Here is a 12,335-nt window from a genome sequence, read left to right as displayed (position 1 = left end):
CACCAGCTCCCCCCACTAACCCGCCAGCAACCGCTGCCCGTCCCGCCGGCCACCGGCCACCCCGTGCGCTCCATCATCCGCCACCCTGAACACCGCCACGGCCTGCGCCAGCCGCGCCGCCTCGTCCTTCATCGACTCCGACGCGGCGGCGGCCTGTTCGACCAGCGCGGCATTCTGCTGGGTCACGGCATCCATCTCCACCACGGCGCGGTTGATCTGCTCGATGCCGGCCGACTGCTCGCTGCTGGCCGATGAGATCTCGGCCATGATGTCGGTGACCCGCTGCACGCTGTCGACGATTTCCTGCATCGTCGCGCCGGCTTCGCCGACCAGCTGCGTGCCGGCCGCGACCTTGTCGGTCGATGCGCCGATCAGCTCCTTGATTTCCCTGGCCGCGGCGGCCGAGCGCTGCGCCAGCGTCCGCACTTCGGAGGCGACCACGGCGAAGCCGCGCCCCTGTTCGCCGGCGCGGGCCGCTTCCACCGCGGCGTTGAGGGCCAGGATATTGGTCTGGAAGGCGATGCCGTCGATGACGCTGGTGATGTCGCCGATCTGGCTGGCCGAGGCGCGGATGTCGTCCATCGTGCCGACCACGCGGGCAATCACGTCGCCGCCGCGCGCCGCCACGGCCGACGCGGCGGCGGCCAGCGTGTTGGCCTGCCGCGCGTTGTCGGCGTTCTGCTTCACCGTCGACGCCAGCTGCTCCATCGACGACGCGGTTTCTTCCAGCGAGCTGGCCTGCTGTTCGGTGCGCGCCGACAGGTCCTGGCTGCCCGTCGCCACTTCCGCCGCCGCGGTGGCGATGATGTCGGTGCCGCGCCGCACCGTCGTCACGGTGGCGGCCAGGCTTTCGTTCATGCGGCGCAGCGCGCGCAGCAGCTCGCCCATTTCATCCTGGGTCGCAGCGTCGATGCGGCTGGTGAGGTCGCCGGCCGCCACGGTATTGGCCACGTCGAGCGCTTGCGCGACCGGGCGGGTGATCGAGCGCGTGATCCACCAGGCGACGAGGGCGGCCAGCATGACGGCGCCGATGCCCAGGCCCCACATCAGGTTGCGGGTGCTGGCATAGGTTTCCGCAGCTTCCCTGGCGGCCGTCTCGCTGAGCTGCTTCTGCAGCGCGGCCTGTTCGCTGACGACGGCCTTCAAGTCCACCAGCAGCGGGCGCATCCGGGTCCCGAGCATCTCCCGCGCCACGTCTTCGGCGCCGCTCCCGATATGGCCGAGCAGCGTGTCCTGGGCGGCCACGTAGCGCTCGGTCCCGGCGCGCATCTGCTGCAGCAGTTCGCGCCCCCTCGGATTCTGCAGTGTGGCGTCGAGTTCGCGCAGGATCGCGTCGATGGCCTGCCGCGACGCCATCACTTCCTCCCGCTGGCGCTGCCGGTCCGCCGGGTCCGCGATCAGGATCATGTTGCGCAAGGCAATCGCAATATCGTTGATCTCGGCCTGCATGCGCCCCGTGGCGTCGATCCTCGGCATGCGGTTGTTGACGATCTCGTGGGTGCCGTTGTTGACCCGGGCCAGCATGGCGTTCGACAGCTGGACCATCGCGAGCAGCATGATGCAGACGATGCCGAAACCGGCGGCGAGCCGCTTGCCGATCCCCAGATTCGCTAGATTCATCGTTCGTCTCCCTGGCAATGAAAGCGCGGCCGCGTCCATTGCGCGGCCCAGCGCCAACATTTATACCCGACCGTGCAAGCCACCGGCGCACGGCCGGGCTGCCGCGCCGCAGCAAAAAGCTATGCACGGATGCGGGAAGGTGATAGCTTTACCGGCAATTTTTATCTCGTGCCAAGCCACGCCAACCCCACGCCAACCCACGCCAACCGATGACGACGCCGACCCCCGCAAGCCGCCTTGCCGCCCCCCTTCCAGACTCCGATTCCGCACGCGCCTTCGATCTCGTCGGCCTGGGCGAGTGCATGGTCGAGTTCAACGCCACCGAACCGCTGGCCAGCGCCGAGCGCTTCAGCAAGGCATATGGCGGCGATGTCCTTAACGCGCTGGTGGCCGCTTCCCGGCAGGGCGCGCGCACGGCGTTCGTCAGCCGCGTCGGCGACGATCCGTTCGGTAGCGGCCTGCGCGCGGCCTGGCAAGGGGAGGGCATCGACATCGGCCATGCGCCGCTGGTGCCTGGCGAGAACGGCGTGTATTTCATCTCGCTCGATGCGCGCGGCGAACGGTCGTTCACGTACCGCCGCGCGGGCAGCGCCGCCGCGCAGCTGTCGGCGGCCGATATCGATGCGGCATTCATCGCGTCCGCCCGCTGCATCCTGCTGTCCGGGATCACCCAGGCCATCTCCCCGGGCGCGCGCGCCGCCACGCTGGCCGCGGCCCGCTGCGCGCGCGAGCACGGCGTGCTGGTCGCTTACGACCCGAATTACCGCCCGCGCTTGTGGGGTGACGAGGCGGCCGCCCGCGCCGCCTGCGCGGAGCTGCTGCCCTTCGTCGATATCCTGCTCCCGAGCCTGCCGGCCGATGCCGCCATCCTGCCCGGCGCGCCCCACGAACTGGTGGAACATGCGGTGGTCAAGCACGGCGAAGAGGGCTGTGAGGTGTGGCTGCGCGGGCAGCGCACCGTGGTGCCGGCGGTTCGCGCCAGCGTAGTGGACACCACCGGCGCCGGCGACGCGTGGAACGGCGCCTATCTCGCCGCCGTGCTGCGCGGCGAAGCGCCCGCCGCCGCGGCCGCCCTCGCCAACCGTGTCGCCGCCGCCAAGCTCGCGCACCGCGGCGCCATCCCGCCGCGCGAGGTGGGCGCTGGCAGGTGAGGCTGCCTTGGAAGCGATGCCGGATGTCGAGCGAAATCAGATGTCGAAAGAACGCCAGCGTCGCAGGGGGCAGCAGCAGGGGGCAGTCTCCGAGGAGCGAAATAAATCCACCCCAAGTGCAAACTCCGGGGTCAGACCCGCGGGGTCTGACCCCAGCCCTTCGCCGTTGGGGTGAATGTATGCGCCTTCAATGTCTCGGGAAAAGCTTGGTTTAGCGGCAATTGAGCCAGTCCCTGGTGCCCCTCACGCAATCGACCACGCCCGATCACTGGTCACCGACACCCCCCGCACGCAATTCCGTCCGCCCCGCTTGGCGGCATACAGCTGTTCATCGGCGGCCTCCAGCAGCACCGATGGCGTGTCCGGCGCGTCGGGGTCGAGCGCCGGCACGGAGGCGATGCCGAAGCTGGCGGTGGCGGTGACGAAGCGGCCCAGTTCCACGGCGCTGCCGGTGCTGCCGAAGGCATGGCGGATCCGTTCGGCCAGCGTGCGGGCGCCTTCGAGGTCCGTTTCGGGCAGCACCATCAGGAATTCCTCGCCGCCGTAGCGCACCACGCTGTCGACGGTTTCCCGCGTCATCGCCAGCAGCAGGCCGCCGAATTCATGCAGTACATGGTCGCCGGCCGCGTGGCCGTGCGTGTCGTTGATCTGCTTGAAGTGGTCGATGTCGCACAGGATCACGGAGAGCGCGTTGCCGTAGCGGCGCGCGCGCGCCAGTTCCGCGTCCAGCAAGCCTTTCTGCAGCACGCGGCGGTTGTAGCAGCCCGTCAGCGGGTCGCGGTCGGCCAGCTGCTGCAGCAGGATGGCGGAGCGGAATTCCTCGCGCTGGGCCAGGTGGAAGCGGCGCGCGCCGATGAAACCGAGCGCATTGCCCAGGATGAGCAGCAGCACCAGCGCCACCATGTCGTCCATCTTCAGGAAACCCTGCGTCATCAGCATCGCGCAGAACACCACGCTGGACCCGGCGGCGATCCACGCGGCGTAGACAAAGCGGTTCGGGATGTTGATGTAGATGGCCATCAGGATCAGCGCCTGCGACATCACGTTCCAGGCGGTGGCGGCGGGCTGGTACCAGCACAGCACCATGAACACCGCCATGCCGACCACTTCGACCGCGCTGGCGGCCAGCACGGCCACCCGGACCGATTCGGGCCGGCGCAGGATCGCCACGCAGCCGCCGGCGGCCACCAGCGCCACCAGCACGCGCAGCGCGATCATCGCCCAGGCGGTCGGGCCGGGGCCCAGCGTGGCCACGTCGGTGGCGCCGAACGCCACGTAGAAGGCGGCGCAGAACAGCAGGCTGACCTTCAGCTGGGCGGAACGCTCGGGCAGGTGGTGGCGGTTGAAGCGGTCTTCCACGGCCGCGTCGGCAAACTCCGCGCGCTGGCGGTCGATCTCGAGTCGGGGGTGGGACAGGTCGTGATGCGGCACGGGGTCTTTCTGGCGTTGACGAATTCGCACGGAACATGCGCTACGCCGCAAGATTGTACATTAAATTTCTGATAAGTATTACTTTAATAGCGGCTTGGCCCTTGCGGCGATGAACACTTTTGCCTGGCGAGCTCGCGGCAAGGGGCTTCGGGAGCAAGCGGGGCCGGCGATTCCGTGAGTATTGGAGAGATTTCCTGCGGGAATCATCTTGTAGAATCCGGGCCAGTGTTGCTTCCGAATTCATGCCTTCGATGACATTTGCCTTGCCCGGCCCGGTTTTCGCTCCAGTCAGGATAGCCCGATGACGCCCGCTCGTTCGCGTTTCGCCGGCTGGCTTCGTCGCACATGGCATGGCGACCCGGACAGCGATTCCGAAGAGGGATTCAGGCATCAAAAAGCCTGTCTGGTTTCCTTTGCCGCCGTGATGGTTGGCGTGCCGGTCGGTTTGCTCGGGGCAGGCCGGACGTACGAGGTTGTCAGCAAGCTGATCTATGGGGCGGATGTGTCAGGAGCCTTGCTCGGCCTGGCGATACGGCCGGTTGCCCTCGCCGACTGGCTGATCGTCGTGACCATGCAAACCGCCTTCCTGGCATGGCAGATCGCAGCCTATCGGCTTCGCGCCTTGCTGCTGCTGTTACCCGGCGCGCTCGCGGCACTCCTGATTCCGGCGTATGTGCTGCTCAATTCTTATATGAGCTCTGTCGTGCACTGCCCTTGCATGCCCTTCGCGTGGTCCGGCTGGTTCGACTTTGCCATTGCCGCGGGCATCCTGGTCCTGGCCAGCTGGCTGTTCGGCAGGCTCGGCGCCTTCCTGGTCCGTCCGCCGCCCTTGCCGTTGACGACTGCCCGGCTGGCGGCATTTGCATGGACCAATGGCGGGCTGATTCTTCTGTGTTCTCAGCTGGCGTTCCTGTATGGCCGTTTCGGGAGCGGCGTCTTCAGGTAACCCCTGTCTCGCGAACCGGGCAGGACACGTAGCAACGGGTGGCACTCCAGTCATTGGCCAGGACCTTGATTCACACCAGGTGAGTGGCACGGATCGGCCTGATGCGCGGCGACGGTGCGTTCGGCTAGCAATCGGCGGGCTTGCCCTAGTTAACGCGAACAGCGCCCAAAAAAAAGGCCGCCCGAGGGCAGCCTTGTCCGGTAACGCGGGACGCCGGTTCCGGCGCCCCGCGATCGCGGTGGATCAGAACTTGTAGCGTGCGCCCAGCATGTAGCGCGGACCGCCCTGCGTGACCGTCAGCACCATGTCCTTGGTACGGCCGTGCACGCGCTGCGTTTCGTCGTTCAGGTTGATGCCTTCGAACTGCAGGGTCAGGTTCTTGGTCAGGTTGTAGCCGATCGACAGGTCGACCTGGCCATACGGTTCCACGTACTGCGGATTCGAACCTGCCTGGTCGGTGACCGCGGACAGGAACTCGTCGCGCCAGTTGTACGCGGCACGGATCGACCACTTGTCGTTCTCGAAGATACCGATCACGTTGGCCGAGTCGGACAGGCCGACCAGCGCGAACTGGTTGCCCGCGCCCGCGTTGTTGAACGCCAGGTTCGATTTCACGTACGTGTAGTTGGCCTGGACGCCGAAGCCGCTGGTGCCGAACATGTGCTGCCAGTTGACTTCCGCGCCCTTCACGTTGGCCGACTTCTCGTTGACGAAGGAGGTGATCTGGTACTGCACCGCCGGATTGCCAGGGATCCCCGAGATCGTGCCCGTTTCGTTGCCCAGCGCGTTCGGCGCGCCGCGCACCACGCCCGCCTGGCCATTGAAGTTGCGGAAGATGTAGTTGCGGATGCAAGTGGTGTCGGTGTTGATGCAGCCCGACGCCAGCGCCGCGTTCCAGTAGGCGCCGCCCACCGGCGTCGTCACGTTCGGCGACGTTTCCATGTTCACGCTCTGGCCCGCGTAGTTCGACAGCGACTTGTGGAACAGGCCCAGCGAGACGGTGCTCTGCGGCGAGTAGTACCACTCGGCCGACAGGTCCAGGTTCTTCGACTTGACCGGTTCCAGCGCAGGGTTGCCGCGCGTGCCGGTGCCGTAGTTGATGTTGCCGGTCGGGCTGATGTTCGTGCCGCCCTGGATCTGGTCGTAGCGCGGCCGGCCGATCGTCCAGCCATAGCTGGCCCGGACCTTGAAGTCGTCACGCACGTTCATGTCCCAGTCCAGGCTCGGCAGGAAGTGGTGGTACTTGCCCGTCAGGCTGGTGAAGTCCTTGCCGGAGAAGACGAACGGCAGTTCGTTCTGCGCCACCCAGTTCACGCCGGACACGGTCTGCGACAGTGCGGTCGACAGCACGTCGGTCTTTTCGTAGCGCACGCCGATGCCGGTGTGCATCGGCATCGCCGTATCCCACTCGGTGTTCAGCTGGAAGTACAGCGCGCGGCTCTTTTCCGTGGTGCGGCGGTCGTAGTCGGGATTGGCCAGGCTTGGCAGGTACAGGGCCGGCTTGCCGGTTGCATCCGATACGCGCTGGCGCATCGCGGCGAAGTCGAACAGGTGGATCTGCTGGAACAGGGCCGGGTTGTCGTGGCCGCCCAGCTTGTCGAAGTACTGGCTCAGCGAATCAGGCCGGAACATCGATTGCGGGTAGTCGGCCGGCGAGGTGGCGCCGCCCCACGAATCGCTCTGCACCTGCTGGAACGCCGAGCGGTTCTTCACGTTGGTCAGCTGCAGGCCGAAGTTCAGTTCCGAGGTGTCCCACAGTTTCAGGCGGCCGCCGGCCTGGGCCTGGTCGATCTCCATGCGCTGGTAGCCTTCCTGGAACCATGAACCGGACACCTGCATCGGCGCGCGGTTGAAGTCGGCGCCTTCGATCGACAGCACCGGCATTTCGTTCTCGAAGTTCACGCGCGTATTGCCGCGGCTGAAGCTGACGGTGGCCAGGTCGTTGTTCGAGCCGAACGGGCTGTCCTTCTGCGAGACCGCGGTGGAGTGGTGCGCATCGAACGTCAGGCGCAGGTCCGGCGTGGCGCGCCATTGCGTATTGAAGCCGATCGACTTGTTCTCGGACTTGGTGGCGAAGTCGCCGCCATTCATGCTGATGTCCTGGTTGGTCACGTTCTCCTGGTAGAAGATCGGCGACGCCACGGGGCCATCGGTCCAGCTGGACACGGAAGGACCGTGGTTGAACCAGGCCGACAGCTCGTGGTACTTGGTCTGCACCTTGTTCAGCGAGTAGGTGTAGTCCAGCGTGGTGGTCAGGTCCTTGTTCGGGCGGAACTGGAACGTCAGCTGGCCGTTGGTACGCTGGCGCTGCGAGCCGCGCATGAAGTACGAGATATTCTGCGGCACGGAATACACGTCGCTGCCGTCCGGGCGGTTCGTGATGTTTTCCGAGCCGGGCGCGCCTGGCAGCGGGATCACGCCCGTCACGCCGGTCTGCGTGGCGGTGTACGGACCCTTCCAGCCGTTGGTGATCTGCGCCTGGTTCACGCCCAGGTTGCGTTCCTGGTAGCTGGCGCTGATCGACACGCCGAACTTGCCGTCGCCCCAGGTGGTGCTGTAGATGCCCGACACTTCAGGCGTGTACGAACGCTTCGCCGCGTCTTCCTGCGGCAGGTTGTCGTTCGACGTGTCGTAGACCACCTTGCCGCCGATGCTGGCCATGTTGCCCAGGTCGAGCGGGCGCGCCGTCATGATGTTCAGCGTGGCGCCGATGCCGCCCGGCGGCGTGTCGGCGCGCGAGCTCTTGTACACCTGGATCTGCGACACGGCTTCCGAAGCGAGGTTCGAGAAGTCGAAGGCGCGGCCGGCCAGGTCGCCCAGGTTGGAGGTCGGCATCTGGCGGCCGTTCAGCAGGACCATGTTCAGGTCCGGGCCGACACCGCGCACGGTAACTTGCGAGCCTTCACCGCGGTTGCGGTCGATCGACACGCCGGAAATGCGCTGCAGCGATTCGGCCAGGTTGGTATCGGGGAACTTGCCGATGTCATCGGCGACGATGCCGTCGACGATACCGTCGGAATTGCGCTTCAGGTTCAGCGTCGACTGCATCGAGGCGCGGATGCCCTTGACGACGACGGTGGCTGGTGCGGTCGGATCGGCGACGCTGCCGGCGGCTTCCTGGGCCGACGGTCCTGCGGCGGCCTGGGCTAATGCCGGGGCCGCCTGGGTGGCATCCTGCGCGAACGCCGGTGCCATCAGCGTGGCGCAAGCCCCGGCGACGGCGATGGCGATCAGGCGGTGGTGGGTATTGGGTGTTGCGTTGAGTTCCATGGAACTCTTCTTCTTGCTGTACAGCACGGTGTCTCCTCTCTGATGTGGAACGCCACGCCCGTGGGCAGGGGGAGGCGGCGTCATTGGTTTTGCCAAACTCACACGTCCCGTCGTTCCGATTACCGCGGGACTTTCGCCACACCGCATGCTGTCTGCGCAACATTGCTGGTACGACGTAATTTATGCAAGAGTAAGAAAATCACGGCAATTGGTCAATCGCGCGAACAAATAAAAATTGGTCCGGAATCTGTAAAAAACCCTGTAACAGCAAGGATTTACGTTCCGCGCGGCGATTACATACCTTACGTAATAGTACGGAAAACGGTTTCCAAGAAATCGTTTTCATAGCAAAATCAACGACTTCTGGAAACGTGTCCAGATCGTTGTCGAGTTTGCTGCCGAGCATCGTCGTCCGCCGAATTGCTTGCATTTGTGCTTTCGCCTTGTTGCAAAATGCTCACAAGCACCGGGGAAAATCCCGCGCGGCCTGGAAACGTGTCCACCGTGCGCCGCGAACCGTCCGGAATGCGCAGCGGATTGAGCGGCCTTTTTTTGGCAGGAGCGTTCCCGCTGTTGCATAATCCGCCCACCGCAATCGACCCAGACCCGCCGCCATGCCCGTTACCGGTGACCAGCAACTCCTGAAACAACTGAACCGGATGGCGCTGGTGCGCCAGGTGAGCGCACAACCCGGCCTGTCGCGCGCGGCGTTGTCCGATGAGTTGCGCTTGACGAAATCCACCGTCAGCCAGCTGGTGCGCGAGCTGATGGATGAAGGCTGGCTCACCGAGAGCGCGCTGCTGGTGACGGGCGAAGTAGGGCGCCGCGCCACGCCGCTGCACCTGGATCCCGGCCGGCTGGCGCTGATCGGCGCCGAGGTGGGCGTCGACGAGGCGCGGGTGCTGGCCACCAACCTGCTGGGCGATGTGCTCGATGCGCGGGTGATCGACTACGACGATGCGCACGACCCGGCTTCCTGCATCCGCCTGGCGGCCCAGGCGATGGTGCGGCAGGCGCGCCGGCTGGCGCGGCCGTCCACCGCGGGCGGCGCGCGGCAGGTGCTGGGCGTGGGCATCGGGCTGCATGGCGCCGTCGATGAAAACACGGGCGTGCTGCGGCACGCGCCTCACCTGGGGTGGCGCAATGTCGACGTGCGCAGCCAGGTCGAGGCGCACTTCGCCGGCACCGTGCTGCAGGGCCGGCCCCTGTACATGCAGAACGAGGCCAACGTGGCGGCGCTGGCCGAATTCGAGTTTTCCCGCGAGACGGCCGGCGATCCGCTGATCTACCTGTCGATCAGCTATGGCGTCGGCGCCGGCATCATCGTCAGCGACCGGCTGCTGACGGGGATGAACGGTTTCGGCGGCGAGGTGGGCCATGCGATCCTGCAGGCCGACGGCCCGCGCTGCAGTTGCGGGCGCCGCGGCTGCGCCGACGCGCTGATCGGCCTGGCCGCGCTGCTGGGCGACGAACGGCCCAGCTACGCGGCACTGGACCGGCTGTACAAGCGGGTCGCCGATGGCGTGCCGTCGACCTGCGCCACGGTCGACGCGGCCGGGCGCCAGCTGGGCATCCTGCTGAACAACCTGTGGGCCGGGTTCGATCCGATGGCGATCGTGATCGGCGGCCCGGCGCTGCGCCTGGGCGACGCGCTGACCGGGCCGGCCCGGCAGGTGCTGGCCGGCTATGCGGAGGCGGCCATGCTGGCGCCGCCGGAGATCCGCACCTCGCACTTCGGCACCGATGCCGTGGCCGTCGGCGCCGCGGCGCTGGCGCGCTACCGGCTCACCCGGCCGCTCGACCTGCAGACCCTGGAGCGGCGCTCGGAACGGGCGGCGTAGGAAAAAATCCGGCGCCGCGCTTATGCCGTTAAGTCAAGCATCGGCCGGCACATTGAAAGCGCATGCATTCACCCCAACAGCGAAGGGCTGGGGTCAGGAAGGAGTGCTGGCCTGCATGCCAGCACCGTTCCGCAGGCGCGAAGCAGGCTTCGCGAAACCTCTGCTTCACCCCGCCGGGGCGTAGTCGGGGTTTCGAGGAGCATCGCTCCTTGCCGACGTAGCGGTACTGGCCTACGAGCCAGTATTCCTCCCTGACCCCGGAATCTGCACTTGGGTGGGTTTAACGTAACGGCATTCGGGGCGCTGTGCGCGTTTTTCGCAACCATGCCAAACTAGCTGTCCGAGGCCGCGCGCACCTGTCACCGGCGCGGCCATGACCCGTAGAGGAGCGAAAAACGCATGAGTGAAACCCCGAAATACGTGCCCCCGGCCGTGTGGACGCCGCCCGCGGCGTCCGGCGGCACCTTTGCCAGCATCAACCGCCCGGTGGCCGGCGCCACCCACGACCGCGAACTGCCGGTCGGCAGCCATCCGCTGCAACTGTACTCGCTGGGCACGCCGAACGGCCAGAAGGTCACCATCCTGCTGGAAGAACTGCTGGCGCTGGGCCACGAGGGCGCCGAATACGACGCCTGGCTGGTGCGTATCGGCGATGGCGAACAGTTCGGCAGCGGCTTCGTGGACATCAACCCGAACTCCAAGATCCCGGCGCTGGTGGACCGTGGCGGCGATGCGCCGCTGCGCGTCTTCGAATCCGGTTCGATCCTGGTCTACCTGGCCGACAAGTTCGGCGCCTTCCTGCCGCGCGACACTCGGGCCCGCACGGAAACACTGAACTGGCTGTTCTGGCAAATGGGCTCGGCGCCGTTCGTCGGCGGCGGCTTCGGCCACTTCTTCGCGTATGCGCCGGAAAAGCTGCAGTACCCGATCGACCGCTACGCGATGGAAACCAAGCGCCAGCTCGACGTGCTGGACCGCCAGCTGGCCGCGCACCGCTACGTCGCCGGCGACGACTACACGATCGCCGACATGGCGATCTGGCCGTGGTGCGGCTTGCTCGTGCTGGGCGAGCTGTATGGCGCCGGCGAGTTCCTGTCGGTGCACGAGTACACCAACGTGCGGCGCTGGGCGGAGGAGGTGGCGGCCCGCCCGGCGGTGGCGCGCGGCCGGCGTGTCAACCGGCTGCAGGGCGAGCGGCATGTGCCGGAGCGGCACGCGGCTGCGGATCTCGACTGAGGCCTGGCCAGTAACGAAAAACGGGCGCCGCGGCGCCCGTTTTTTCATGTCCCGCGGCGGGGAGGCAGCGCTCGGCGCTTAACGCTTGGCGCGGCGGCGCGAGGTCAGGCCGATCAGTGCCAGGCCCAGGCCCATCATGGCTACCGTGGTGGGTTCCGGCACGGCCGAGACGGTGGCCGACACGAAGTCCTGGTGGGCGCCGCGGTAGACCGTGTAGTCGTACTTGGTGATGTAGTCCTTGCCCGAGGCGACGTCGGCGAGCATGGCGTTGGCACGGGCCACGACCGTGCCGGCACCGGCATACAGTCCGGTCGTGTCGGCGTTGCTGCCGCCTTCCAGGACCGCCAGCTTGCCATTCTGGGTGACGCTCAGGGTGCCGTCGTCGTTGTACAGCTCCCACAGGGCCAGCTGGAAGCTCAGGCTTTCCTTGCCGCCGCCGGCGGCGCTGGCCGAACCGTAGAACAGGCCGTACAGGCGGTCGATGCTGGCACCGTTCCTGTCGAAGCTGAAGTCGCCGAACTCGGTGTAGCTCTGCTTGTTGGTCTTCATGTCGACGCCCGGCTCGATGCACAGCGCGAGGAAATGTTCGCCTTCCTTGGTGGAGACATCCCACGTCTGCAGGTTGACGCGGCCTGCCGTGCCGTTCCAGTTCTGCGTGTAGTAGGTCGTCTGCTTGGCGTTGCTCTTGATGATGGCTTCGACCGGCGTGCCGATCACGGAGGCGGTAGCAGGCGACAGCATGGCGGCGCCCAGGGCCAGGGCGGACAGTTTCAGAGCGATGTTCTTCATATTGTTTTCCAGTTTATTGTTGTGTTTATCGTTGTGTCAGCGCCGGCACCG

Annotated in this window: 9 protein-coding genes; 4 read left to right on the top strand and 5 right to left on the bottom strand. The window is 66.4% G+C overall.

Annotated features, from left to right (window positions below; all coding sequences use genetic code 11):
• Positions 1-15: 15 nt before the first annotated feature.
• Positions 16-1,620, bottom strand: a complete 1,605-nt coding sequence (locus EYF70_RS15080; RefSeq protein WP_131146146.1) for a methyl-accepting chemotaxis protein — start codon at positions 1,618-1,620, stop codon at positions 16-18.
• Positions 1,621-1,829: 209 nt separating this feature from the next.
• Between EYF70_RS15080 and EYF70_RS15075 the strand changes: the two genes are divergently transcribed.
• A complete protein-coding gene (locus EYF70_RS15075; RefSeq protein ID WP_131146145.1) occupies positions 1,830-2,771 on the top strand; it encodes a sugar kinase in 942 nt (313 codons plus the stop codon).
• A 243-nt stretch (positions 2,772-3,014) separates the two neighbouring features.
• On the opposite strand, the gene EYF70_RS15070 is transcribed toward EYF70_RS15075, so the two are convergent.
• On the bottom strand, positions 3,015-4,202 hold the full coding sequence (locus EYF70_RS15070) for a GGDEF domain-containing protein (RefSeq protein WP_131146144.1): 1,188 nt from the start codon (positions 4,200-4,202) through the stop codon (positions 3,015-3,017).
• A 301-nt stretch (positions 4,203-4,503) separates the two neighbouring features.
• On the opposite strand from EYF70_RS15070, the gene EYF70_RS15065 reads away from it, so the two are divergent.
• Positions 4,504-5,148 (top strand): hypothetical protein, encoded by a 645-nt coding sequence (locus tag EYF70_RS15065; protein ID WP_131146143.1) that lies wholly within the window; start codon positions 4,504-4,506, stop codon positions 5,146-5,148.
• Positions 5,149-5,391: 243 nt separating this feature from the next.
• Here the strand turns inward: EYF70_RS15065 and EYF70_RS15060 are convergent, their stop codons facing one another.
• The gene (locus EYF70_RS15060; RefSeq protein ID WP_229420874.1) at positions 5,392-8,418 is read right to left on the bottom strand and encodes a TonB-dependent receptor; all 3,027 of its coding nucleotides are present in this window, start codon (positions 8,416-8,418) and stop codon (positions 5,392-5,394) included.
• Between the two features lie 199 nt (positions 8,419-8,617).
• Positions 8,618-8,848 carry a hypothetical protein gene (locus tag EYF70_RS15055; RefSeq protein ID WP_131146142.1) on the bottom strand — a complete coding sequence of 77 codons (231 nt, stop codon included), beginning with the start codon at positions 8,846-8,848 and terminating at the stop codon, positions 8,618-8,620.
• 184 nt (positions 8,849-9,032) lie between these two features.
• Here EYF70_RS15055 and EYF70_RS15050 point away from each other — a divergent pair, with 184 nt between their 5' ends.
• Both EYF70_RS15050 and yghU read left to right on the top strand, forming a co-directional pair.
• Positions 9,033-10,259, top strand: coding sequence for an ROK family transcriptional regulator (locus tag EYF70_RS15050; RefSeq protein WP_131146141.1), 1,227 nt, complete (start codon positions 9,033-9,035; stop codon positions 10,257-10,259).
• Between the two features lie 399 nt (positions 10,260-10,658).
• Entirely contained in the window at positions 10,659-11,495 is an 837-nt protein-coding gene (gene yghU, locus EYF70_RS15045; RefSeq protein ID WP_131146140.1) for a glutathione-dependent disulfide-bond oxidoreductase, read from the top strand.
• A 78-nt stretch (positions 11,496-11,573) separates the two neighbouring features.
• On the opposite strand, the gene EYF70_RS15040 is transcribed toward yghU, so the two are convergent.
• Positions 11,574-12,284 (bottom strand): PEP-CTERM sorting domain-containing protein, encoded by a 711-nt coding sequence (locus tag EYF70_RS15040; RefSeq protein WP_131146139.1) that lies wholly within the window; start codon positions 12,282-12,284, stop codon positions 11,574-11,576.
• Between the last annotated feature and the right edge of the window lie 51 nt (positions 12,285-12,335).

This window comes from Pseudoduganella albidiflava (assembly GCF_004322755.1).
In the GTDB taxonomy this organism is placed as follows: Bacteria; Pseudomonadota; Gammaproteobacteria; order Burkholderiales; family Burkholderiaceae_D; genus Rugamonas; species Rugamonas albidiflava.
This window is presented reverse-complemented; position numbering and strand designations above follow the sequence as displayed.

What these genes read in the sequence shown, in the direction of transcription:
- EYF70_RS15055 (WP_131146142.1), bottom strand. Translation starts at nt 8,848, where the DNA reads ATGCAAGCAATTCGGCGGACGACGATGCTCGGCAGCAAACTCGACAAC.
- EYF70_RS15075 (WP_131146145.1), top strand. Translation starts at nt 1,830, where the DNA reads ATGACGACGCCGACCCCCGCAAGCCGCCTTGCCGCCCCCCTTCCAGAC.
- EYF70_RS15060 (WP_229420874.1), bottom strand. Translation starts at nt 8,418, where the DNA reads ATGGAACTCAACGCAACACCCAATACCCACCACCGCCTGATCGCCATC.
- yghU (WP_131146140.1), top strand. Translation starts at nt 10,659, where the DNA reads ATGAGTGAAACCCCGAAATACGTGCCCCCGGCCGTGTGGACGCCGCCC.
- EYF70_RS15080 (WP_131146146.1), bottom strand. Translation starts at nt 1,620, where the DNA reads ATGAATCTAGCGAATCTGGGGATCGGCAAGCGGCTCGCCGCCGGTTTC.
- EYF70_RS15050 (WP_131146141.1), top strand. Translation starts at nt 9,033, where the DNA reads ATGCCCGTTACCGGTGACCAGCAACTCCTGAAACAACTGAACCGGATG.
- EYF70_RS15065 (WP_131146143.1), top strand. Translation starts at nt 4,504, where the DNA reads ATGACGCCCGCTCGTTCGCGTTTCGCCGGCTGGCTTCGTCGCACATGG.
- EYF70_RS15040 (WP_131146139.1), bottom strand. Translation starts at nt 12,284, where the DNA reads ATGAAGAACATCGCTCTGAAACTGTCCGCCCTGGCCCTGGGCGCCGCC.